Source organism: Streptomyces sp. CA-181903 (assembly GCF_050937075.1).
In the GTDB taxonomy this organism is placed as follows: Bacteria; Actinomycetota; Actinomycetes; order Streptomycetales; family Streptomycetaceae; genus Streptomyces.
In genome coordinates this window covers 3128740-3152599 of record NZ_JBNJLY010000001.1, presented here as the reverse complement: position 1 = coordinate 3152599, position 23860 = coordinate 3128740, and the positions used below count along the sequence as shown (strand labels likewise).

Genomic DNA, 23860 nt, shown 5'->3' with positions numbered 1-23860 from the left:
CCGAAGACGGGATCTCAAGCTGAGGCCCGGAGCCGGGACCTCACGTTCGAGACCCCGAGTCGAGACTCACGTCGACACCCAGCCGAGGAGGTGCGGCATGCCCGAGGAACCCGCGGCGCCGCCGGCCCGCCGTACCCGGCTCACGCCGGAACGCGAGGCGGAGCTCTACGAGGCCGTCCTCGCGATCCTCCGCGAGGTCGGGTACGAGGCGCTGACCATGGACGCCGTGGCGGCCCGCACCCGGTCCAGCAAGGCCACCCTCTACCGCCAGTGGAAGGGCAAGCCGGAACTGGTCGCGAGCGCCCTGCGGCACACCAAGCCGCTCAAGCTCGACGACATCGACACCGGGACCCTGCGCGGCGACCTGGTGGCCCTGACGGCCTGCGCGGACCCCGCGCAGATGGAACGGGACGCGGCGCTCGTGCGGGGCCTCGGCCACGCCGTCCACTGCAACCCCGAACTCCACCGGGCCCTGCGGGAGCTGCTGGTCGAGCCCGAGAAGGCGGCCCTGCGACGGCTGCTGGACCGGGCCGTGGCCCGCGGCGAGGTCGCGCCGGACACCCCCGCGATGGAGTTCGTCGCACACATCCTGCTCGGCGCCTTCGTCACTCGCCCGCTGGTCGAGGACCGGCCGGCGGACGCCGACTACCTCGCCCGCTTCATCGACGCCGTGGTGCTCCCCGCCCTCGGCCGCTGAGCCCCGGCTCGTCCCGGACCCTTACCGCGACGAGCCGGTACATCCCGATATCTCCCCACTGATCCACCTGGCGCGCCGCTCTCGTCGTCGGGCTGGTTCCCCACTGCCAGTTGCTCGTTTCTCCGACCCGACGGGAGTAGACCTCCTCGTGGCCACCTTCCTCTACAAACTCGGCCGGCTCGCCTTCCGGCGCCGCTGGTACGTAGCCCTCATATGGGTGCTGCTGCTCGGCCTCGCCGGCGCCGGCGCCGCCACCGCGTCCAAGTCCACCAACGACAGCTTCTCCATACCCGGCACGGAGGCGCAGACCGCCTTCGACCTGCTGGGCCACCGGTACCCCGGCAAGAAGGCCGACGCCGCCTCCGCGCGCGTCGTCTTCCAGGCCCCCGACGGCCAGAAGATCACCGAGCCGAAGAACAAGGCCGCCGTCGAGAAGGTCGTCGGCGAGCTGACCGGCCCACAGGTCGCGTCGGCGCCCAGCCCATTCCAGGCGCACACCGTCAGCAAGGACGGCAGCACCGCGTACGTCCTGGTGACCTACAAGGAAGCCTCCAACAAGCTCACCGACGCCTCCCGCGACACCCTCGACGCGGCGCAGAAGCACGGGCGGGAGAGCGGGCTCACCGTCGAGATGGGCGGCAGCGCCCTGCAGAAGATGCCGGAGACCGGGTCCACCGAGATCATCGGCATCATCGTCTCCGCGGTCGTCCTGGTGATCACCTTCGGTTCGCTGATCGCGGCCGGACTCCCGCTGCTCACCGCGCTCATCGGGGTGGGCATCGGCGTCTCGTCCATCGCCGCGCTCGCGTCCACGCTGAACCTCTCCGGCAACACCTCGACGCTCGCCATGATGATCGGCCTCGCGGTCGGCATCGACTACGCGCTGTTCATCGTCTCCCGGTACCGGGCCGAACTCGCCGAGGGCAGGGAACGGGAGGAAGCCGCGGGCCGCGCGGTCGGAACCGCCGGCTCCGCGGTGGTCTTCGCCGGCCTCACCGTCGTCATCGCCCTGGTCGGCCTCGCGGTCGTCAACATCCCGATGCTCACCAAGATGGGCATGGCCGCGGCCGGCACGGTGGTCGTCGCCGTCCTCGTCGCGCTCACCCTCATCCCCGCGCTGCTGGGCTTCGCCGGCCGCCAGGTGCTGGCCCGCAAGGTCCGCAAGGCCGGCAAGGCCAAGACGGCGGACGAGGGCGGGACCCCGGCCCCGGCCGCGGACAAGCCCAACATGGGCACCCGCTGGGCCCGTTTCGTCCTGCGCCGCCCGGTGTGGGTGCTGGTGGCGGGCATCGTCGGCCTCGGCGCGCTCGCCGCGCCCGCCGCGTCCCTCCAGCTCGGCCTGCCGGACGACAGCTCGCAGCCGGTGAAGACCACGCAGCGCAAGGCGTACGACATGATCGCCGAGGGCTTCGGCCCCGGCTACAACGGGCCGCTGATGGTCGTCGTGGACGCCAAGGGCGCCAAGGACCCGAAGGCCGCGCAGACCGTGGCCAAGACCGTGGGCGGCATGAAGGGCGTCGCCGCGGTCACCCCGCCGATGCCCAACAAGGACGGCGACACGGCCGTCTTCAACGTCGTCCCCACCTCCAAGCCGAGCGGCGAGCAGACCGAGGACCTCGTCCACGCGATCCGGGCCGAGCGCACCGGCCTGAAGGCGGAGACCGGCGCGACCGTCCTGGTCACCGGCACGACGGCGATGAACATCGACGTCTCGCAGAAGCTGAACGACGCGCTGCTGCCCTACCTGGCGCTGGTCGTCGGCCTCGCCTTCCTGCTGCTGATCGTCGTCTTCCGGTCGGTGCTCGTGCCGCTCAAGGCGGCCCTGGGCTTCCTGCTCTCCGTCGTGGCGGCGCTCGGCGCGGTCGTGGCCGTCTTCCAGTGGGGCTGGCTCAGCGGGGTGTTCGGCGTCGAGGAGACCGGCCCCATCATGAGCATGATGCCGATCTTCATGGTCGGCGTGGTCTTCGGCCTGGCCATGGACTACGAGGTCTTCCTCGTGACCCGGATGCGCGAGGCGTTCGTCCACGGCGAGAGCCCGGGCGACGCCGTGGTGACCGGCTTCCGGCACGGCGCGCGGGTGGTCACGGCGGCGGCGGTCATCATGATCAGCGTCTTCGCCGGGTTCATCGGCTCCTCCGAGTCGATGATCAAGATGATCGGCTTCGGTCTCGCCATCGCCGTCTTCTTCGACGCGTTCATCGTCCGCATGGCCATCGTCCCCGCCGTCCTCGCGCTGCTCGGCAAGGCGGCCTGGTGGCTGCCGTCCTGGCTGGACAAGGCCCTGCCGAACGTGGACGTCGAGGGGGAGGGGCTGCGGAAGCAGCTGGCCGCTCCCTCGGGCGCCGCGGAGGACCGGGCCGGCGACCCCGACCCGGACGCCGACCCCCGGCTGACCCGCGTCTGACGCTCGCGCTGGGTGCCTCGGGCCCGTCCTTCCGCCTCGGCGGGGGACGGGCCTGTTCCGTATTCCCCGACGTGGCGAAGCCCACCTCGGGGAACCGTTCGTACGGAAACGCGCGTTTTCCCTAATCCACGGGCGCATGCGACCGTGGCCGCGGTCGGGGGCGCGGGTGAAGGGAAAGGGCTCCACTGGTGAACCTGCTCGATGTGCTTCTGCTCCTCGTCGTCCTCGGCTACGCCGTCTCCGGCTTCCGGCGCGGCCTCGTGGCGAGCGCCGTGCTGCTCGCCGGCTTCCTGGGCGGTGCCGTCCTGGGCGTCTGGGCGCTGCCCTCCGTCGTCGGCCACTTCGAGCCCGGCTCGTCGTCGGCCGCCGTGGTGGCGGTCCTCGTCGTCCTCGTCCCGGCCGTCCTCGGGCACGCCCTGGCCGGGCGGCTCGCCTGGAGCCTGCGTCGGCGGCTCACCTGGGCGCCCGTGCGCGGGGTGGACGGCGCCGGCGGCGCGGTCGTCAACGGGCTGGCCGTCCTGCTGGTGGCCTGGGTCGCCGCCAGCGTCCTCGTCTCGGCGAACTCCACGCTGCTCACCGGGCAGATACGCGACTCGCGGGTGCTCGGCGCGGTCCAGGACACGATGCCCGAGCAGGCCCCGACCTGGTTCAGCCGGACCACCGACGCCCTCACCGGCGCCGGCTTCCCCCAGGTCTTCAACCCGTTCGAGAACGAGCCCGCCACCAGCGTCGCCAAGCCCTCCGGCGACGCCGTCACCGTCGCCGCCAACCGCGCCGCGCGGACGTCCGTCGTCAAGGTCGAGGGCGTCGCCGACGTCGACGGCGGGCGGCGCGGCCAGGAGGGCAGCGGCTTCGTCTACGCCTCCGGGCACGTGATGACCAACGCGCACGTGGTCGCCGGCGTCACCGACCCGACCGTCCGCGTCGGCGGCGTCGGCCGCCCGCACCGCGCCAAGGTCGTCCTCTTCGACCCCGAGACGGACGTCGCCGTCCTCGACGTCCCCGGCCTCGACGCGCCCGTCCTGCCCTTCGACAAGTCCGCCAAGCGGGGCGACGCCGCGGTCGTCGCGGGCTTCCCCGAGAACGGCGGCCTCGACCTGCGGGCCGCGACCGTCGCCAACGAGCTGCGGGCGAAGGGGCAGGACATCTACGGGGACGGGCTCGCGACCCGGCAGGTGTACTCGGTGCGGTCCACTGTGCGGCCGGGGAACTCGGGCGGGCCGCTGCTTACTCCTTCGGGGAAGGTGTACGGGGTCGTTTTCGCGCGGTCGACGGCCAATGCGGAGACGGGGTACGTGCTGACCGCCGCACAGGTGGCGGAGGACGCGCGGCTGGGGGCGACGGCTACGCAGGCGGTGAGCACGGGGAGCAGGGCGGCGCTTTGATCAGCCCGTCCGGCGATTGAGGACAACCGCGCGGAGCGCGGTTTCGGGGGTCTGGGGGGCTCGCCCCCAGGAATCGGCGAAGTGGAGGGACCGGGGCACAGCCCCCGCCGGGGGCGCGCAAGCGCGCGCCGCACGCTCTTGCGAGGGCTTCGCAACGCGCCCATCATGCGAGCGGTTCACCCCTGCACGATCGGCACGGACCGAAAGTGGGCGCCCATGCACGTACCGGACGGATACATCGACCCACCCGTCTCCCTCGCCGCGGGAGCCGTCGCCGCCACCGCCGTGGCCCTGGCCCTGCGTGGCGCGCGCCGGGAGCTCGACGCCGGCGCCGCGCCCCTCGCCGGCCTGGTCGCGGCGTTCGTGTTCGCCGTGCAGATGCTCAACTTCCCGGTCGCCGCGGGCACCAGCGGCCACCTGCTGGGCGGCGCCCTCGCCGCGATCCTGGCCGGCCCGTGGACGGGCCTGCTCTGCATAACGGTCGTCCTGCTGGCCCAGGCGTTCCTCTTCGCGGACGGCGGCCTCACCGCGCTCGGCGTCAACATCACCGACATGGCCGTGACGACGACGGTCGTCGGCTACGCGGTGTTCCGCGGTCTGCTGGCGGTGCTGCCGCGCCGGCCGCGCGCGGTCACGTTCGCGTCGTTCGGCGCGGCGCTGGTCTCCGTCCCGGCCGCGGCCTGCGTCTTCACCCTGTTCTACGCCCTCGGCGGCACGACCGACGTGCCGGTCGGGACGGTGTTCGCGGCCATGACCGGGGTGCACGTGCTGATCGGCGTGGGCGAGGCGGTGATCACGGCCATGACGGTGGGCGCGGTCATGGCCGTCCGCCCCGACCTCGTCCACGGCGCCCGCGCCGTGACCCGCGCCCCCGCCGCGTCGGCCCGCGCCCCCCGCCCGCGCCGCCGTTTCGCCGCCGTGGTCATGGCCGTCACCGTCGTACTCGCCGGATTCGTCAGCTACTACGCGGCGAGCACCCCCGACGGCCTGGAGAAGGTCGCCCGGGACAAGGGCATCGACCGCAAGGCCCGGGAGACCGCCACCGAGGGTTCGCCGCTGGCCGACTACCGGGTGAAGGACGTCTCCGACGCCCGCGCGTCCGGGGCGCTCGCCGGGGTCGTCGGCGTCGGCGTCACCCTGGCGGCCGGCACGGGCGTCCTCGTGGTGCTGCGCCGCCGGCGGGCCCGGCCGGCCGCGCCGCCGGTGGCCGAGGCGGAGGCCCGGCGGACCGAGGCCGTCTGACATGGGCGCCGGGCACGCGGCGGCCGTCCACGGATCGCTGTACCGGCCGGGCGACTCGCCCGTGCACACGCTGCCCGCGCAGTGCAAGGTCGTGTCGGCGTGCGGCTTCATGCTCGTCGTGGCCGCCACCCCGGCCACGCCGCCATGGGCGTTCGCGTGCCACGCGGCGCTGCTCGCCGCCGTCACGGCCGTCGCCCGGCTGCCCGCCGGGACCGTCCTGCGCCGGCTGGCGATCGAGCTGCCGTTCGTGGCGTTCGCGCTGCTGCTGCCGTTCGTGGCGCGGGGACCGCGGGTGGACGTGCTGGGGCTGCCGCTGAGCGAGTCCGGCCTCCGGGACGCCGGGACGCTGCTGGCCAAGGGCACGCTGGGCGTCGCCGCGTCCGTCCTGCTCGCCTCCACCACCGGCCTGCGGGACCTGCTGCTCGGCCTGCGACGCCTGCGGGTGCCCGCCCTGCTGGTGCAGATCGCCGCGTTCATGATCCGGTACGGGGACGTGGTCGCCGACGAGATGCGGCGCATGCGCGTCGCCCGCGAGTCCCGGGGCCACACCGCCCGGGGCGTGCGCCACTGGCGGGTGCTGGCCGCGTCCGCCGGGGCGCTGTTCATCCGCGCCTACGAGCGCGGCGAGCGCGTCCACCTCGCGATGGTCAGCCGCGGTTACACCGGCACCCTCCCCGAGACCGGGGGCGTGACGGGGGCGGCCGGCGCGAGCCGCGCGCAGTGGGCGTGCGCCGCCGTCCTGCCGCTGGCCGCGCTGGCGGTCCGCCTGACGACGGAAGGGGTGCCGCTGTGACGGTTCCGTTCTCACTGGAGGTCGCGGGGCTCGCCTTCGCCTACCCGGACGGCCATCAGGCGCTCCACAGCGTCGATCTGACGATACGTCAGAGCGAGCGTGTGGCCCTGCTCGGACCCAACGGGGCCGGCAAGACCACCCTCGTCCTGCACCTCAACGGCATCCTCGGCGGCGGCGCAGGAACGGTGCGGGTGGCCGGGCTGCCGGTCGCCGCGCCGCACCTCGCCGAGATCCGGCGGCGGGTCGGCGTCGTCTTCCAGGACCCGGACGACCAGCTGTTCATGCCCACCGTCCGGGAGGACGTCGCGTTCGGGCCGGCCACGGCCGGGACGCGCGGTGCCGCGCTCGACGCCTGTGTGCGCCGGGCCCTGGACCGGGTGGGCATGGCCGGCTTCGCCGACCGGCCGCCGCACCACCTGTCGTTCGGGCAGCGGCGGCGGGTCGCGGTCGCCACCGTCCTGGCCATGGAGCCCGAGATCCTCGTCCTCGACGAGCCGTCCTCCAACCTCGACCCCGCCTCCCGCCGGGAACTCGCCGACGTCCTGCGGAGCCTGGACGTCACCGTGCTGATGGTCACCCACGACCTCCCCTACGCCCTGGAACTCTGCGAGCGGTCCGTCGTCCTCAGCGGCGGGACGATCGTCGCCGACGGGCCGACGCGGACCCTGCTCGGCGACGCGGAACTGCTGCGGTCACACCGGCTGGAACTCCCCTTCGGCTTCGACCCGCGGGCGGTCGCGGCCCGGCCCGGGGCGTGATCCCCGTCACGTCAGGGGATGGCCGCTCCCGGCCCGGCAAAGCGTCAGGAGGCCGCCGGGGAGCGGGGACGCCCGGCCGGCCGGGCGACGGCGGCGGGCGCCCCGGTCACCGGGAGGTGCCGGACGCGATGCACCATGGAAGGACATGTACGGCGAACGGACCGGTGGGACCTGTGGGACCAGCGGGATCAAGGGGAGCAGAACAGCAGTGACGGACGTCCAGGGCACGGTGGCGGACGGTTTCGAACCGGTCCGGGACGCCTTCGCCGACAACTTCGCGCGCCGCGGCGAGCGCGGCGCGGCCGTGGTCGTCCACCGGGACGGCCGGAAGGTCGTCGACCTGTGGGGCGGCACCCGGGACGTCGACGGCGGTACGCCGTGGACGCCGGACACCGCGCAGATCGTGCGCTCCGCCACCAAGGGCGTCGCGGCGGCCGTGCCGTTGCTGCTGCACCAGCGCGGGCAGGTGGACCTCGACGCGCCCGTCGGCACCTACTGGCCCGAGTTCAAGGCCGCAGGCAAGGAGCGCGTCCTCGTCCGGCACCTCCTCGCGCACCGCGCGGGCGTGCCCGTCCTCGACACCCCGCTCACCCCCGAGCAGGCCCGCGACGGCGTCAGCGGTCCGCGCGCCGTCGCCGCGCAGGCGCCCGCCTGGGAGCCGGGCACCGACCACGGCTACCACGCCCAGACCTACAGCTGGACCGTCGGCGAACTCGTCCGGCGCGTCACCGGCCGCGACATCGGCGCGTGGATCGCCGACGAGATCGCCGCACCCCTGGGACTCGACCTGTGGCTCGGGCTGCCGGAGACCGAACAGCACCGCGCCGGGCGCATCGGCGACGTCGAACCGCCCGCCGGGACCGGCACGCCCGGCCTGCGCGTCCGCCCCAAGCGGGCCGTCTCCGACGCCTACCGCGACCCCGCGTCGCTCACCCGGCGCGCGTTCGCGGCCATCGACCCGCTGCCCGACGAGAACGACCCCGCCTACCGGGCCGCCGTGCTCCCGGCCTCGGCGGGCGTCGCCACGGCGGAGGCGCTGTCGCGCTTCTACGCGGCGCTCATCGGCGACGTCGAGGACGGCGGACGGCGGTTGTTCGCGCCCGCCACGCTCACCCTGGCCCGCAGCGAGGAGTCCGCCGGGCCCGACCGCGTCCTCATAGCCAACACCCGTTTCGGACTGGGCTACATGCTGCACGGACCCGCCTCGCCGCTGCTCGCGGCCGGCTCCTTCGGCCACCCGGGCCGCGGCGGCTCCCTGGGCTTCGCCGACCCCGAATCCGGCATCTCCCTCGGCTACGTCACCAACGGCATGCAGAAGAACGTGACGGCCGACCCGCGCGCGCAGGCCCTGGTCCGGGCGGTTGCCCGCGCCCTGGCGGGGTAGGGAACAGCCCCCGGACGGTGTGACCGGTGGTGCGAAAGGGGCTTCCATGACGCGGCGGTTCGACGGCTGGTCCGTCCTGATCACGGGCGCCGGGCGGGGCATCGGCGCCGCCACCGCCCTGCGGCTCGCCGGCGAGGGCGCCCACGTCCTCGTCACGGACGCGGACGGCGACCGGGCCGAAGGAACCGCCCACGCCATTCGCGAGGCCGGCCTCGTCGCCGAGGCGCACGTCTGCGACGTCACGGACCGGCAGGCCGTGGAAGCGGCCGTGGCCCACGCGGCCGACCGCTTCGGCGGCCTCGACGTCCTCGTCAACAACGCCCTCTCCTGCGGCCGTGACCCCGAGCACTTCGAGGACCACTCCGACGAGCTCTGGCACCGCGACCTCGACGTCACCCTCGGCGGCGCCTTCCGCTGCGCCCGCGCGGCCCTGCCGCACCTGGCCGCCGCGGGCGGGCGCGGCGCGATCGTCAACATCGGCTCCGTCAACGGCGAACAGGACTTCGGCAACCACGCCTACAGCGCGGCCAAGGCGGGCCTCGCGAGCCTCACCCGCACCCTCGCGGGCGAGGCGGCGGCACGCGGGGTCCGCGTCAACCTCATCGCTCCGGGGACGGTGCACACGCCCAACTGGGACGGGCGGGAGGATGCTTTGGCGCGGGCCGCCGCGCATTATCCGCTGGGGCGGGTGGGACGGCCGGAGGATGTCGCCGCTGCCGTCGCGTTCCTCGCTTCGCGGGACGCGTCGTGGATCACTGGGGTGACCCTTCCCGTCGACGGCGGGATCCTGGTGGCCAACGTCGGCCTGCGGGGAGCGCTTCGGGGGAGGTGAGGGGTGGGTGCGCCCCGGTCCCTCCCCCAGAGGGGGACCCCCAACGGGCTGGATATCGCGCCCGGGCGCACACTTCAGCCCGTCCGGCGATTGAGGACAACCGCGCGAAGCGCGGTTTCGGGGGTACGGGGGCTGGCCCCCGCGGAAACGGCGAAGTGGGGGTCCCCCCTCTGGGGAGGGACCGGGGCCCCACAACCGCCGGCCTCAACCGGCGTGCAACATCAGCCCTATCCCCGCCACCACCAAAGCCGCCGCCGCGACCCGCGGCGCACCGAAGCGCTCCTTGAAGAGCAGCGTCCCGATCGCCGCGCCGACGATGATCGACGACTCCCGCAGCGCGGCGATCGGTGCCATCCGCCCCCGCGTCTGCGCCCACAGCACCAACCCATAGGCGAGCATCGACATGAACCCGCCGAGCAGGCCCCGCACCGCGTACGGCCGCGCCGCGGCGAGCGCGTCCCGCTTCCGGACCGCCAGGGCGTACAGCGGCACCGGCAGTCCCTCCAGCACCATCAACCAGGCGGTGAAACCAAGAGAGGAGCCGGACACGCGGACGCCCATGCCGTCGACGACCGTGTACCCGGCGATGGCCAGGCCGGTGGCCGCCGCCGCGCCGATCGCCGGCCACTGCGGGGGAGCGCCCGAGCCCCTGATGCCCCAGAGGGCGACGCCCACCAGGCCGGTGGACGCCACGGCCACTCCGGCCAGTTGCCACCCGTTCGGCAATTCGCCCGCGAGGACGGCGGCCAGGACGGTGACCACCAGGGGCGCGGTGCCCCGGGCGATCGGGTACGCCTGGCCGAAGTCGCCGAGGGAGAACGAGCGCATCAGCAGGGCCATGTAGAGCACGTGCAGCACCCCGGACGCCGCCAGGTACGGCCAGGAGTCCGCGTCCGGTGCCGGGACGAACGGCATCAGCGCCAGCCCGCCGAGGCAGTTGCCCGCCCCGACCAGGGTGAAGGCCGTCAACTGGTCGCGGATGCCGTGGGCGATGGCGTTCCAGCCTGCGTGGGTGACCGCCGCGGCCAGGACGGCGGCGATGACCAGCGGGGTCACGAGGCGGGGCCGTGTGGGGAGTCGTGAGTGCGCATGCCCGCGACGCTATGCGGGTCGGTTGCTTTCTGCTGTCACCTCCGTCACTGTGCGCGGGTCGGCCTCTGTGTGCGGGTCGGCCGGGGTGTGCGGGTCGGCCGGGGTGCCCCGGCCCCCACGAACGCCGGACGGGCCGGCCGCTCACCCCGCCCGCAGCACCGCCGCCACCACCGGCCCCGCCGAATCGCCGCCGTGGCCGCCCCGGGGGACGACCGCCGCCGCGGCCATGTCGTCGCGGTAGGCGGCGAACCAGCCGTTGGGCTGCGGCTGTCGGTCGATCTCGGCGGATCCCGTCTTGGCGCCTATCTCGCCGCCGAGGCCGGACATCGCCGTCCGTCCCGTTCCGGAGACGGCGGTCAGCCGCATCATTCCGCGCAGTGCGCGGGCCGTCACCGGAGACAACGGGCGGGCCGCGTGCGCCGGTTGCAGGCCGAAGCGCTTGGGGTCCACCAGGTGCGGCTGGCGGAACGTGCCGTCGCGGACGGTGGCCGTGACCGAGGCCATGGTGAGCGGGTTCATCTGGACCGTGCCCTGGCCTATCATCGCCGCCGCCTTCCCCGCGCCGGTGTCGGGCGGTATCCGGCCGTCGAACGTGGTGACCCCGGTCTGCCAGTCGTCCCCGCCGATGCCGAACACGTCCCGCGCCTCGGCGGCGAGGTCGCCGTCGGCGATGTGGCCGGCGAGCGAGACGAAGGCGGTGTTGCAGGAGGCGGCGAAGTCCTGGGCGAAGGTGGCCCCGGGGTTCTCGCTCCGCTCCACGTTGTGGAACTGCTTGCCGTACGTCGCGTATCGGAGGCAGGGGAGCGGCAGATCCGGCCGTGCCTTGCCGCGCTCCAGCAGCAGCGCGGCGGTGACCATCTTCATCGTCGAGCCGGGGGCGGTCCGGCCCAGCAGCGCCGCGTTGAAGCCGGCCCGCCGTGCGCCGGTGTCCGCGACGGCCAGGATCTCCCCGGTGCTCGGCCGGACGGCCACCACCGACGCCTCGGACCGCGCGGCCACGGCCGCCTCGGCCGCCCGCTGCGCCCCCGCGTCCAGCGTCGTCCGGATCTCGGCCGGGCCGCCCTCGGAGACCACGTGCAGGACCTTCTCCGCGCCTTGCCCGGTGGACGCCCCTTCTCCTGCCGACGTCCCCTGCCCGGCCGACGCCTCTTGTCCGGTGCCGCTCCCCGGCCCCTCGGCCCGTACCTCCACCCGCGGGCGGCCGTCCATCGCCTTCTCCCCGAACCGCTTGCGCAGTTCCGGCAGGATGCCCGCGAGCGAGGGGTAGGTCCGGGCGTCCAGCGGCTTGCCGGCACGGTCGGTGACCGTCACGGCGGATCCCCGGGCGGGCCCGGTGGTCAGCGTCTCGCCGGCGGTCAGCCGGGGGTGGAGGACGGCCGGCCGCCAGTCGACGACGGCCCGCCCGCTCGTTCTGCCGCGCACCACGCCCAGCTTGGAGGGGTACGTCCAGGTGGTGGCGCGGCCCTTGTAGACGATCTCGGCGGTGACGGTGAACGGCACCTCGGTCCCCGTGGCCGCACCCTGCCGGAACGTCACCTTCCGGATGTGTGCGTCGTCGCGGTAGCCGGTCAGCGCGACCGAGGCGGCCGGCGCGTTGTCGGTGAGGGCCGCGGCCTCCTCCACGTCGCCGCGGGACCAGGCGGCCAGGAAGTCCCGCGCGGTCCCTTCCACTTCCGGCGCCTTCGGCGGACCCGTCCGGGCCGGCGCCGCCTCCCGGTGCGTGCTCCGGTCCACGTCGTCCACCAAGGCGTACCCCGCGTACCCGGCGCCCCCCAGCGCCACCGCGACGACGGCCGCCACCACGGCCTTCGTTCCCGCGCCCATGATCGACCCCCTCCCCGGCCGCGACCCGGACGGTCGCGGTCCGTCACGGGTCAGCACATTACGGGAGGGCACTGACAACGCACCCGCGGTGACGGCGTGAGACGAACCACGCGCGGGTGCTCAATACGCTTGTACATCAAGGGTGCTCAATACGCGCGTATGGAAAGGGAGATGGCCGGGCGGGGACCGTCAGATCCAGGTGTCCAGCCACATCCGGTTCCGCCAGGCGTCCATGGGGATCGGCTGCCCGGTGTAGATGGGGAAGAAGTAGATGAAGTTCCAGACGATGAGCAGGAAGAGCGCGCCCGCGCCGACCACGCCCGTCACCCTCCGGCGTTCCGACGCCCCCCGTGGCCCGCTGATCGCTCCGATCATCATGGCCACCGCCAGGCACAGGAACGGCACGAAGACCACGGTGTAGAAGTCGAAGATGGTCCGGTCCTGCCACTGGAACCACGGCAGCAGGCCCGCGGCCGTCCCGCACAGGATCGCGCCGGCCCGCCAGTCCCGCCGGAAGAACCAGCGGAAGAGCAGGTAGGCGAGGGCGAAGCAGGCGGCCCACCACAGCAGGGGCGTGCCGAGCGCCAGCACCTCGCGCGCGCACTTCCCCCCGGCGTCGGACGGGCAGCCGTCGACGCCCGCGGCGGGCGACTCGTAGAAGTAGGAGACGGGACGGCCCTGGACCAGCCAGCTCCACGGGTTGGACTGGTAAGTGTGCGGCGAGTTGAGGGTGGTGTTGAACCTCCACACCTCCTGCTCGTAGTGCCAGAGGCTGCGCAGCGGGTTGAGGACGCCGGCGAGGAAGCCGTCCGTGCCGTAGCCGCCCTCGGTCTCCGCCCAGTGCCGGTAGTAGCCGCTGTGCTGCCAGCCCTGGGTCCGGCTGTAGGTGCCGCTGTTGGCGAACCAGCCGGTCCAGGTGGCCAGGTAGGTCGCGACCGCGACCGGGACCAGGGAGAGGAACGCCCACGGCGCGTCCCGCCGCAGTACCGTGCGCCAGGGGCGGCGGGCCCCGGCCAGGCGGCGCGAGCCGACGTCCCACAGCACGACGAGCACCCCGAACGCCGCCAGGTAGACAGCGCCGTTCCACTTCGTCGCCGCCGCCAGCCCCAGGAACACCCCGGCGGCGATCCGCCACGGCCGCCAACCGAGTCGCAGGGTCCGGGCGGTCTCCGCGTCGGGGCGGACGTCGCCGGTCGCCGGGTCGTCGGGCAGCGCGGCGGCCAGCCGGGCCCGCGCCCGGTCGCGGTCGACCAGTACGCAGCCGAACGCCGCCAGCACGAAGAACATCAGGACCAGGTCGAGCAGCGAGGTGCGGCTCATCACGAAGTGCATGCCGTCCACGGCCATCAGCGCGCCCGCGACGCAGCCCAGCAGCGTGGAGCGGAAGAGCCGGCGGCCGATGCGGCACAGCATCAGCACGGAGAGCGTGCCGAGCAGCGCGAGCATGAAGCGCCAGCCGAAGGGCGTCAGGCCGAAGAACTGCTCGCCCAGGCCGATGACCCACTTGCCGGCCGGCGGGTGGACCACGTACGACGGCACGTCGGCGATGTGGTCGTACCCGTCGACGATCCGCTGGTTGAGGTCCTTGTCCTCAGGCCACTTGGCCTCGTAGCCGTACTTCCAGAGCGCCCAGGCGTCCTTGGCGTAGTACGTCTCGTCGAATATCACCGCTCGCGGGCTGCCCAGGTTGTGGAACCGCGTCAGCCCGGCGATCAGTGTGACCAGCAGCGGCCCCAGCCAGCCCAGGGAGCGCGCCAGCAGCCGCGCGGGCCCCGGCCGCACGCCGAGCGCCTCCCACACGCCGGTGCCCGGCTCCCGGTACGGGGGCACGAGCCGCTCCCGCACGCCGGTCCGGCGCTCGGGGGCCGCGTATCCGAAGCGGCGCAGCCGGGTCGGCCACGAAGGCGGCTGTCCGGCCGCCGCGCGGCTCGGCCGGCCCTGGGTCGCGGTGTCACTGGTCACCGCGCCATCGTAGGGAACCGGCCGCCGCGGGCGCCGGGGAGCGCGCGGTCGCGGCCCGGCGCCCCGGGGGCCCGGGGCGCGCCTGCGAGGATGGGGGCGTGACTGGAACGCTCGTATTGGCAGGAACCCCCATCGGCGACGTCGCCGACGCGCCGCCCCGGCTGGCCGCCGAGCTCGCCGCCGCCGAAGTGATCGCGGCGGAGGACACCCGGCGGCTGCGCCGGCTCACCCAGGCGCTGGGGGTGCACACCACCGGCCGGGTCGTCTCCTACTTCGAGGGCAACGAGTCGTCCCGCACGCCCGAGCTCGTCGAGGCGCTGACCGGGGGCGCGCGGGTGCTGCTGGTCACCGACGCCGGAATGCCGTCGGTCTCGGACCCCGGCTACCGGCTGGTGGCCGCCGCCGTGGAGCGCGGGGTGAAGGTGACGGCCGTCCCCGGGCCGTCCGCGGTGCTGACCGCGCTGGCCGTCTCCGGGCTGCCGGTGGACCGGTTCTGCTTCGAGGGCTTCCTGCCGCGCAAGGCCGGGGAGCGGCTCGGGCGGCTGCGCGAGGTGGCGGACGAGCGCCGCACCCTCGTCTACTTCGAGGCGCCGCACCGGCTGGACGACACCCTCGCCGCGATGGCCGAGGTGTTCGGCGGCGAGCGGCGGGCCGCGGTCTGCCGTGAGCTGACCAAGACCTACGAGGAGGTGCGGCGGGGCCCGCTGGCCGAGCTGGCCGCGTGGGCCGCCGAGGGCGTCCGCGGGGAGATCACCGTCGTCGTGGAGGGCGCCCCCGAGAAGGGGCCGGGAGAGGTCGACGCCGACGAACTGGTCCGGCGGGTACGCGTCCGGGAGGAGGCGGGCGAGCGCCGCAAGGAGGCCATCGCCGCGGTCGCGGCCGAGGCCGGGCTGCCCAAGCGCGAGGTGTTCGACGCGGTCGTGGCGGCGAAAACCGCGGCGAAATCCGGGGGAGCCGGGGGATCCGGGGAAGGGCAGCGGTAGCGCGGGGTCCCGGGAAGCGGTAACGGAACGATTCTCGCCGGTAACCCGGAGGCGTTCTCCGGGAACCGGGCGGGGACCGCTCCGGAACTGCCGGAACCCGTCGGAAGCGCTCCCTCCGGGAAACCGGAAGCCGGCCGCCGGCCGGTTTACCGGGAAGCACCCCCGCGGAACTGCGGAAACGGCCCGCCGAGCCCCAGCGGGCGCCCGGAACCGCAGGTACCGGCCCCGGAATGGCCTGGACCGGGGCCCCGGCCGCCTCCCTCACGAAATGCCGGCCGCCGCGCCCCGCCGTAAAGTAAAGGGCTGGAGCGAAAAGCAAAGGTCAGACCTCGCTCCCGGGCTCTTCGGGCATGTAGCGGTTAAGTTTGCCCCAATTCGAGGAATGGGCTGCTGCGTCGACGCGGGAATGGGCGTTCCCTGGTTGTGGGACATCCGATCCCGATGGACGTCCGAACGGACTGGGAAATGTCCGGAGGACAAGAGGAGCTGCCATGAGCGAGACCGCAGGGACCTCACGAGGCGTGGAGTCCGGCACCGCCATCCGCACCGCGACGGAAACCGGTGCGCCGGCCGTCCGGACGGGGCTCGACACGGTGCACGAGTCCTACGCCTTCGCCTGCATGAGGTGCGCGCACAGCTGGGAACAGTCGTACGAGATAGTGCACCACGTGGACCCGGAGGGCCGTCCCTTCGTCACGTACCACACGGACGGCGACCGCGTCCCGTCCCCGCTCACCCGCCCCACCTGCCCCAATTGCGGGGAACACCTCGTCCGCATCATGCGCTCGGGACAGGTCTCCCAGATCGCGGACGCGCTGCACCTGGCCTCCCGGACGACGGTCTCGCCGGCGTCCCCCGCCGGGCCGTTCATGAGCGGCGGCATCCCGGTCGGCAACGAGCAGCGCGCCCCCCGGGAACCGCGGCACTGGCACCTCTCCGACCTGCTGCACCCCTTCCACCGCAAGTAGGCGGGTCTCCACCGCGAGGCCGGCGGGGACGGGGAGCCCGCCCCGGGCACGGCCCGGGAGCGGTCCCTAGAATCCCGACCATGGCGGCGAATGCATCGAACAGCGGCACGGCGGACGGCGGACGGAAGAAGGGCGACAAGGACGACAAGAGCGCCCCTCCGCCCCCGCCGGCGCCGCTGAACGTGCCGGTGGCCGACTCGCACACCCATCTGGACATGCAGGACGGCACGGTCGCCGACGCCCTGGCCAAGGCCGCCGCCGTCGGGGTCACCACGGTGATCCAGGTGGGGTGCGACCTGGCCGGTTCCCGCTGGGCCGCCGAGACGGCCGCCGCCCACGAGGCGGTCTGGGCCACCGTGGCCCTGCACCCCAACGAAGCGCCCCGGATCGTCCTGGGGGATCCCGACGGCTGGTCCCGCCAGGGCGCCCGCGAGCCCGGCGGGGACGCCGCCCTCGACGCGGCCCTGGACGAGATCGACGCCCTGGCCGCCCTGGACCACGTCCGGGGCGTGGGCGAGACGGGCCTCGACTTCTTCCGCACCGGCCCGGAGGGCGTCGCCGCGCAGGAGCGCTCGTTCCGCCGGCACATCGCCATCGCCAAGCGGCACGGCAAGGCCCTCGTCATCCACGACCGGGACGCGCACGACGACGTCCTGCGGGTGCTCGCCGAGGAGGGGGCGCCCGAGACGGTCGTCTTCCACTGCTTCTCCGGCGACGCGGCGATGGCGAAGGTCTGCGCCGAGGCCGGGTACTACCTCTCCTTCGCCGGGAACATCACCTTCAAGAACGCCCAGCCGCTGCGCGACGCCCTCGCGGTCGCCCCGCTCGACCGCGTCCTCGTCGAGACCGACGCGCCGTTCCTCACCCCCGCCCCGTATCGCGGACGGCCCAACGCGCCGTACCTCATTCCGGTCACTCTCCGGGCGATGGCCGCGGTGAAGGGTGTGGACGAGGACGCCCTGGCCACGGCGGTCGCGGCGAATACCGCACGCGCGTTCGGGTACTGACCCCCGGATTCCGACGACACAGGGTGATGGACGGGCTTGGGAGAGTCACCCCGCCTCCGCTACAGTCCCGGTCCCGTCAGTCCGGACCCAGTGGAGTGTCGTGAGCCATCCGCAGGGCAGCCCCCACGCCGCGCGCCGCGGCGCGGCCGAGCCGCCGCCGTACGGTCCGTACGCGCCCCACGGCGACTACGGCCGGCCCGACCCGTACGGGCCCCACGGGGGCCTGGGCGGGCACGGGCTGGGGAGCCGGCCCGGCCAGGGCCAGGACCAGGGGGGCGCCGGGGCGTACACCGGCTACGAGGCGTACGTGCCCCGGCAGACCTCCGCCCCGCCCGGGACGGCCGCGCCGCCGCCCTCCGCCGCGGTGCTCACCGGCGTCGTCCACGCCCCGTACGACGGTCACCCGTACGAGGGGTACGCGCCCGCCGTCGCCGTCCCCTCCGAGGAGGACGAACCGGAGGACACCTTCCGGAGCGGCCCGTTCAGCGCCCTCGACGACGAGCCCGACGGCGAACCGCCCGACGACCTCCACGGCGAGGCGCCCCCGCCCGGCCGGGCGGGCGCCCGCAGGGCCGGGCGCCGCAAGCGGGCCGCGCGGGCGGCGCCCCGGCAGGGCGGCGACCCGCTGCGCCGGCTGCTCCCGCAGGCCCTGGTGGTCGCCTTCCTGGCCGGCGGCACCTCCGCGTTCGTCGCCGGCGACAAGGCCGTCCAGCTCAGCGTCGACGGCCGGCCGCGCACCCTGCACACCTTCGCGGACGACGTCGAGGAACTGCTGGCCGACGAGGGCATGGACGTCGGCGAGCACGACATCGTCGCCCCCGGTCGCCACCACGGCCTGGCCTCCGGCGATCAGGTCATCGTCCGCTACGGCCGCCCGGTCACCCTCACCCTCGACGGGGAGCGCCGCCAGGTGTGGACCACCGCCCGGACCGTGGACGGCGCCCTGCGCCAGCTCGGCGTCCGGGCCGAGGGCGCCTACCTGTCCGCCTCCCGCTCCGCGCCCATCGGCCGGCACGGCCTGAACCTGGACGTCCGCACCGAGCGGACCCTCACCTTCATGGCCGACGGCCGCACCCGCACCATCCGCACCAATGCCGCGACCGTCCGCGAAGCCATCGCCCAGGCCGGGATCACCCTCGACGGCGAGGACACCGCCTCCGTCGACCCCGACAGCTTCCCGCGCGACGGCCAGACCGTCTCGATCATGCGCATCACCGGCGGCCGCGAGGTCCGCGAGGTGCCGATCGACTTCACCACCGAGCGCCACGACGACCCCCACCTCGCCAAGGGCACCGAGGTCGTCGCCCAGCGCGGCGAGAAGGGCGTCGAACGCATCACCTACGCGCTCCGGACCGTCAACGGCGTCCGTCAGCGACCCCGCAAGGTCTCCTCCGAGATCGTCCGCAAGCCCCGCACCCAGATCATCAAGGTGGGCACCAAGAAGATGCCCACCACCGTGCAGGGCGCGGAGGGCCTGAACTGGCACGGGCTCGCCCAGTGCGAGGCCGGCGGCCGGCCGGACGCGGTGGATCCGTCGGGCACCTACGGCGGGCTGTACCAGTTCGACGTCGGCACCTGGCAGTCCCTCGGCGGCAGCGGCCGCCCGCAGGAGGCCAGCGCCGAGGAACAGACCCTGCGCGCCAAGAAGCTCTACGTCCGCCGGGGGGCGAGCCCGTGGCCCGTGTGCGGCCGTAAACTTCACGGGTGAGCTCCAGCCCCAGCACAGACGAGTCCGGCGCCCTGCTCGGCCCCGCCGACATCCGCGAACTGGCCGCCGCCCTCGGGGTGCGCCCCACCAAGCAGCGCGGTCAGAACTTCGTGATCGACGCCAACACGGTCCGGCGCATCGTCCGCACCGCCGAGGTGCGCCCCGACGACGTGGTCGTCGAGGTCGGCCCCGGCCTGGGGTCGCTGACGCTCGCCCTGCTGGAGGCCGCCGACCGGGTCACCGCCGTCGAGATCGACGACGTCCTGGCCGCGGCCCTGCCGGCGACCATCGCCGCCCGGCTCCCCGGCCGCGCCGACCGCTTCGCACTCGTGCACAGCGACGCCATGCGCGTCACCGAACTGCCCGGCCCGCCGCCCACCGCGCTGGTCGCCAACCTCCCGTACAACGTCGCCGTGCCCGTGCTGCTGCACATGCTGGAGCGGTTCCCCAGCATCGAGCGCACCCTCGTCATGGTCCAGGCCGAGGTCGCCGACCGGCTCGCCGCCCCGCCCGGCTCCAAGGTGTACGGCGTCCCGTCGGTCAAGGCCGCCTGGTACGCCGAGGTCAAGCGGGCCGGTGCCATCGGCCGCAACGTCTTCTGGCCCGCCCCGAACGTCGACTCCGGCCTCGTCTCCCTCGTCCGTCGCGCCGAACCCATCGCCACCACGGCGACCAGGGAGGAAGTCTTCGCGGTCGTCGACGCGGCCTTCGCGCAGCGCCGCAAGACGCTGCGCGCCGCGCTCGCCGGCTGGGCGGGCTCCGCGGCCGCCGCGGAGGCCGCGCTGGTCGCCGCCGGGGTCTCGCCGCAGGCGCGCGGCGAGTCGCTGACGGTGGACGAGTTCGTGGCCATCGCCGAGCACAAGGCGGGCTGAGCGGGCCCGCTTACGCGGGGCGGGGCCCGTTCATCCGCCCGGGGCCGCTCGCCGGGCCGGACCCACTCGGTGGGCCGCGTCGGATGTACGGGCGGGGCCCGGCCCGTGCTCCGCGCCCACTCCACGGGCGGGGTCCGCTTCGCGTGCCACGTCCGCCGTACGATCCGTCCGACCCCCGATCGTCGTTCCCGACCCGAGGAGCCGTCCCCCGTGACCGCGCAGTCCGTCACCGTCCGCGTCCCCGCCAAGGTCAACGTCCAGCTGGCCGTCGCCGGCCCGCGCGCCGACGGCTTCCACAACCTCGCCAACGTCTTCCTGGCCGTCTCGTTGTACGACCGCGTCACCGCGACGCCGGCCGACGAACTGAGGGTGACGTGCTCCGGCCCCGACGCCGACCAGGTCCCCCTCGACACCTCCAACCTCGCCGCCCGCGCGGCCCTCGCCCTCGCCGGGCGGTACGGGCGCGAGGCGCGCGTCCACCTGCACATCGACAAGGACATCCCCGTCGCCGGGGGGATGGCGGGCGGCAGCGCGGATGGTGCGGGCGCGCTGCTCGCCTGCGACGCGCTGTGGGGGACGGGCGCTTCGCGGGACGAACTGCTTGATATTTGCGCGGAGTTGGGCAGCGACGTGCCGTTCAGCCTGCTCGGCGGGGTCGCGCTCGGCGTCGGCCGCGGGGAGCGGCTGACGCCGCTGGAGGCGGGCGGGACGTTCCACTGGGTCTTCGCCGTCGCGGACGGCGGGCTGTCGACGCCGGCCGTGTACGCGGAGTGCGACCGGCTGCGGGCGTCGGCGGGGACGGATCCCGGGCCTGGGCAGCCTGTGGCTTCCGACGCGCTGCTTGGCGCTCTGCGGTCGGGGGACGCGGGTGCGCTGGCCGCCGCCGTCTCCAATGACCTGCAGGACGCGGCTGTTTCGTTGCGGCCGTCGCTCGCGGAGACTCTTTCGGCCGGGGCGGCGGCCGGGGCGCTCGCGGCGATGGTGTCGGGGTCGGGGCCGACGACCGCGTTTCTTGTGGGGGGTGCGGAGGACGCCGAGAGGGTGGCTGCCGCGTTGCGGGCGTCAGGGACGTGCCGGGCGGTACGGGTGGCGTCGGGGCCGGTGGCGGGTGCCACCGTGGTGGGTTGAGCCCCAGTCCCGCCCTTTCACCGTTTCTTGCGGGGGCGAGCCCCCGCGTCCCCCGAAGCGCGCTGTGCGCGCTGTCCTCAAACGCCGGACGGGCTGATATCCAGCCCGTTGGGGGTGCCCCCTCTGGGGAAGGGACTGGGGAAAACCCCACCCCCAACCCACCCGCTGCTCCCATGGGCCGAGCCCGCCCCGAAACCTACCGTTGCGGGAATGATCGGCAAGCTCGCCCTCCGCTCCCTCCGCCACAGAACCCCCGCCTTCCTCGCCACCTTCCTGGCCCTCCTCATCGGTGCCACGATCGTGATGGCGTGCGGCGGCCTGATGGAGACGGGCATCCGCAACAACGTTCCGCCGCAGCGCCTCGCGGGGGCGCGGATCCTGGTCACGGGTGACCGGATCCACCACCAGCCGGGGACAAGAAGCAACGGGTGCTCGCGGAGCGCGTGGAGCTGCCGGCCGGGCTCACCGGCAGGGTGGAGGCCGTGCCGGGGGTCCGGAAGGCCGTCGGGGAGCGGTCGTTCGACGTCGCGCTGCCGGACAGCGGCGGGACGGCGGAGGCGCACGCGTGGGAGTCCGCGGCCCTCACCCCGTATGCCCTCGCGCAGGGCGCCGCGCCCGCCCGCGGCGAGGTGGTCCTCGACGCGGCGCTCGCCCGGCGTGCCCGGGCCGGGGCGGGCGACCGCGTCCGCGTCGTGGCGCACGGCGGCGTGGCCGAGTACCGGGTGAGCGGCGTGGCCCGGCCGGCCGCCGGGCGGGACGTGCCGCGGCGGACGCTGTTCTTCTCGGCGCCGGACGCCGAGCGGCTGTCCGCCCACCCGGGGACGGTCGCCGACATCGCGGTCGTCACCGAGCCCGGCGCGGACGCCGGCGCCGTCCGCAAGGGCGTCAAGGCGGCGCTCGCCGGACAGCCGGTCACCCTGCTGACCGGTGACGACCGGGGTGCGGTCGAGCACCCGGAGGTGCTCGCGGGCGGCGAGGACCTGATCGCGATCTCGGGGGTGTTCGGCGGGCTGGGCATCACGGTGGCGATGTTCGTCGTGGCCGGCACGGTCGGACTGTCCGCCCGGCAGCGGTTCCGCGAGCTGGCCCTGCTGCGGGCCGTCGGCGCCACCACGGGCCAGATCCGCCGGCTGCTCCTCGGCGAGACGCTGCTGATCGCGGTGTTCGCGGGGGCCGCCGCGTGGCCCGCCGGTCCCGCGCTGGGCCGGTGGCTGTTCGGGCGGATGACCGACACCGGGATGGTGGCGGAGACCGTCGAGTTCAGCCAGGGCTGGATCCCGGCCCTGCCCGCGTACGGCTCCCTCCTGCTGACGTCCGTCGTCGGCACGCTCGTCGGCACCCTGCGGGCCGTGCGCGCCAAGCCGGTCGAGGCACTGGGCGAGGCCGCCGCGCCGCAGCGGTGGTTCCACCCCGTGCGGCTGGGGCTCGGGCTGCTGTTCCTGGCCGGGGCCACCGCCCTCGCGCTGGTCACCGCGCTCGTCCTGCGCGGCCCGGTGGCGGCGAGCACGGCCGGGCCGACGGTGATGTGCTGCGTCATCGGCCTGGCGCTGCTGGGGCCGTGGTTCGTGAAGCTGGTGAGCGTCCTGCTGCACTGGCCGGTGCGGCTGCTGACCGGCGCGTCCGGCCGGCTGGCCGCCCTCAACTGCCGGGCGAGCGCCCTCCGTACGGCCGCCGTCGCCACCCCGGTGATGCTGGCGACGGCGATCACCACCGGCATGCTCTACCTCCAGACCAGCGTGGCCGCGGCCACCGACCGGGAGTTCACCGGGAACCTGCGGGCCGACGCGGTGCTCACCTCGGCGGCCGGCGGCATCGACCCGGCGCTGGCGGCCACCGTGCGCGGGCTGCCCGGCGTCGCCGCCGCGAGCGCGTCCGTCACCGGCACCGCGTTCACCGAACGCCCGCACGACGGCGCGGAGAACAAGCGCGGCGCGGCCCTCCGGGGCGTGGACGCCGAGGGGGCCGGGCAGGTCCTCGCGATCCGGCCGACCGCCGGCCGGCTGGCCGACCTCACGGGGAACGCCGTCGCGCTCCCCGAGGCCGCCGCCCGCCGCATGCACCGCGGGGTCGGCGACACCATCGGGCTGCGGATGGGCGACGGCGCCTCGGCGGACGTCCGGATCGTGGCCCTCTTCCCGGCCCGCGAGGGCTTCGAGACGGCCCTCACCAGCACCATGCTGCTCGCCAGGCACACCACCACCGGACTGCCGACGCAGATCCTGGTCAAGGCCGCCCCAGGCGTCCCCGCCGAGCGGCTCACCGACGAGCTGGGCCGGCTGGCGGCCCGGCACCCCGGGCTCAAGGTCAGCGACCGGAACGAGGTGACGGCTCAGCGCGCGGAGAACACCCGCACCCAGATGTGGGTGAACTACCTCATCGTGGGCATGCTCGTGGCCTACACCACCCTCGCCGTCGTCAACTCGACGGTCGTCGCGGTCGGCGCCCGCCGCCGGGAGTTCGCCCTCCAGCGGCTCACGGGGGCCACCAAGGGCCAGGTGCTGCGGATGATGACCGTCGAGAGCCTGTACGTCGCCGCGGTCGGGCTGATCCTCGGCACCCTCGCGGCGGCCACCACGCTCGTCCCGTTCAGCCTGTCCGTCTCCGGCACCTGGCGGCCGTCCGGGCCCGCCTCGATCTACCTGGCGGTGGTGGCCGCCGCCGGGACCGTCACGCTCGTCTCGACGCTCCTCCCCACCTGGGCCGCGCTGCGTGCCCGGCCCGTGGAGGCGGCGAAGGCGTGAGGGGGGAGACTCCGCGGCCGGGGTGCCCGGCGGGCGTGGGATCCTGAAGGGAGGACCACAGGGCTCCTGAAGGGGAGACC

General features: G+C 74.5%; 18 protein-coding genes. 15 read left to right on the top strand and 3 right to left on the bottom strand.

Translation table 11 applies throughout. From position 1 onward, the window contains the following. The first annotated feature begins 97 nt into the window (after positions 1–97). The 8 genes from ACQEVS_RS14005 to ACQEVS_RS13970 all read left to right on the top strand — a co-directional run bounded on the left by ACQEVS_RS14005 (position 98) and on the right by ACQEVS_RS13970 (position 9495). Entirely contained in the window at positions 98–697 is a 600-nt protein-coding gene (locus ACQEVS_RS14005; protein ID WP_433020074.1) for a TetR/AcrR family transcriptional regulator, read from the top strand. A gap of 148 nt (positions 698–845) precedes the next feature. Then, the gene (locus ACQEVS_RS14000; RefSeq protein WP_433020071.1) at positions 846–3101 is read left to right on the top strand and encodes an MMPL family transporter; all 2256 of its coding nucleotides are present in this window, start codon (positions 846–848) and stop codon (positions 3099–3101) included. 188 nt (positions 3102–3289) lie between these two features. Further along, the gene (locus ACQEVS_RS13995) at positions 3290–4486 is read left to right on the top strand and encodes a MarP family serine protease (RefSeq protein WP_433020068.1); all 1197 of its coding nucleotides are present in this window, start codon (positions 3290–3292) and stop codon (positions 4484–4486) included. 216 nt (positions 4487–4702) lie between these two features. Continuing rightward, positions 4703–5728 carry an energy-coupling factor ABC transporter permease gene (locus ACQEVS_RS13990; protein WP_433020065.1) on the top strand — a complete coding sequence of 342 codons (1026 nt, stop codon included), beginning with the start codon at positions 4703–4705 and terminating at the stop codon, positions 5726–5728. Between the two features lies 1 nt (position 5729). Continuing rightward, positions 5730–6521, top strand: coding sequence for a cobalt ECF transporter T component CbiQ (gene cbiQ, locus ACQEVS_RS13985; RefSeq protein ID WP_433020062.1), 792 nt, complete (start codon positions 5730–5732; stop codon positions 6519–6521). Next, positions 6518–7279, top strand: a complete 762-nt coding sequence (locus tag ACQEVS_RS13980; protein WP_433020059.1) for an energy-coupling factor ABC transporter ATP-binding protein — start codon at positions 6518–6520, stop codon at positions 7277–7279. The genes cbiQ and ACQEVS_RS13980 overlap by 4 nt, the downstream gene beginning before the upstream one ends. Before the next feature lie 208 nt (positions 7280–7487). Beyond that, positions 7488–8663: a serine hydrolase domain-containing protein gene (locus ACQEVS_RS13975; protein WP_433020056.1), complete on the top strand. Its 1176-nt coding sequence runs from the start codon at positions 7488–7490 to the stop codon at positions 8661–8663. 46 nt (positions 8664–8709) lie between these two features. Then, on the top strand, positions 8710–9495 hold the full coding sequence (locus ACQEVS_RS13970) for an SDR family NAD(P)-dependent oxidoreductase (protein ID WP_433020053.1): 786 nt from the start codon (positions 8710–8712) through the stop codon (positions 9493–9495). Positions 9496–9699: 204 nt separating this feature from the next. Here the strand turns inward: ACQEVS_RS13970 and ACQEVS_RS13965 are convergent, their stop codons facing one another. From ACQEVS_RS13965 to ACQEVS_RS13955, 3 genes are all read right to left on the bottom strand, one after another. Further along, positions 9700–10551, bottom strand: coding sequence for an EamA family transporter (locus tag ACQEVS_RS13965; RefSeq protein WP_433020050.1), 852 nt, complete (start codon positions 10549–10551; stop codon positions 9700–9702). Between the two features lie 177 nt (positions 10552–10728). After that, on the bottom strand, positions 10729–12411 hold the full coding sequence (locus ACQEVS_RS13960) for a penicillin-binding transpeptidase domain-containing protein (protein WP_433020047.1): 1683 nt from the start codon (positions 12409–12411) through the stop codon (positions 10729–10731). Positions 12412–12600: 189 nt separating this feature from the next. Then, positions 12601–14373, bottom strand: a complete 1773-nt coding sequence (locus ACQEVS_RS13955) for a dolichyl-phosphate-mannose--protein mannosyltransferase (protein WP_433020044.1) — start codon at positions 14371–14373, stop codon at positions 12601–12603. Positions 14374–14471: 98 nt separating this feature from the next. Between ACQEVS_RS13955 and rsmI the strand changes: the two genes are divergently transcribed. The 7 genes from rsmI to ACQEVS_RS13920 all read left to right on the top strand — a co-directional run bounded on the left by rsmI (position 14472) and on the right by ACQEVS_RS13920 (position 23780). Further along, positions 14472–15356 carry a 16S rRNA (cytidine(1402)-2'-O)-methyltransferase gene (gene rsmI / locus ACQEVS_RS13950; protein WP_433020041.1) on the top strand — a complete coding sequence of 295 codons (885 nt, stop codon included), beginning with the start codon at positions 14472–14474 and terminating at the stop codon, positions 15354–15356. Between the two features lie 491 nt (positions 15357–15847). Continuing rightward, a complete protein-coding gene (locus ACQEVS_RS13945) occupies positions 15848–16324 on the top strand; it encodes a hypothetical protein (RefSeq protein WP_433020038.1) in 477 nt (158 codons plus the stop codon). An 80-nt stretch (positions 16325–16404) separates the two neighbouring features. Next, complete coding sequence (locus ACQEVS_RS13940) at positions 16405–17331, top strand: TatD family hydrolase (protein ID WP_433020035.1); 927 nt, start codon at positions 16405–16407, stop codon at positions 17329–17331. A gap of 100 nt (positions 17332–17431) precedes the next feature. Continuing rightward, complete coding sequence (locus ACQEVS_RS13935) at positions 17432–19039, top strand: ubiquitin-like domain-containing protein (RefSeq protein ID WP_433020032.1); 1608 nt, start codon at positions 17432–17434, stop codon at positions 19037–19039. Then, positions 19036–19911 (top strand): 16S rRNA (adenine(1518)-N(6)/adenine(1519)-N(6))-dimethyltransferase RsmA, encoded by an 876-nt coding sequence (gene rsmA, locus ACQEVS_RS13930; RefSeq protein WP_433020029.1) that lies wholly within the window; start codon positions 19036–19038, stop codon positions 19909–19911. The genes ACQEVS_RS13935 and rsmA overlap by 4 nt, the downstream gene beginning before the upstream one ends. Positions 19912–20121: 210 nt before the next feature. Beyond that, positions 20122–21039 carry a 4-(cytidine 5'-diphospho)-2-C-methyl-D-erythritol kinase gene (locus ACQEVS_RS13925; protein ID WP_433020026.1) on the top strand — a complete coding sequence of 306 codons (918 nt, stop codon included), beginning with the start codon at positions 20122–20124 and terminating at the stop codon, positions 21037–21039. Positions 21040–21467: 428 nt separating this feature from the next. Further along, positions 21468–23780: an FtsX-like permease family protein gene (locus tag ACQEVS_RS13920; protein WP_433020023.1), complete on the top strand. Its 2313-nt coding sequence runs from the start codon at positions 21468–21470 to the stop codon at positions 23778–23780. Positions 23781–23860: the final 80 nt, after the last annotated feature.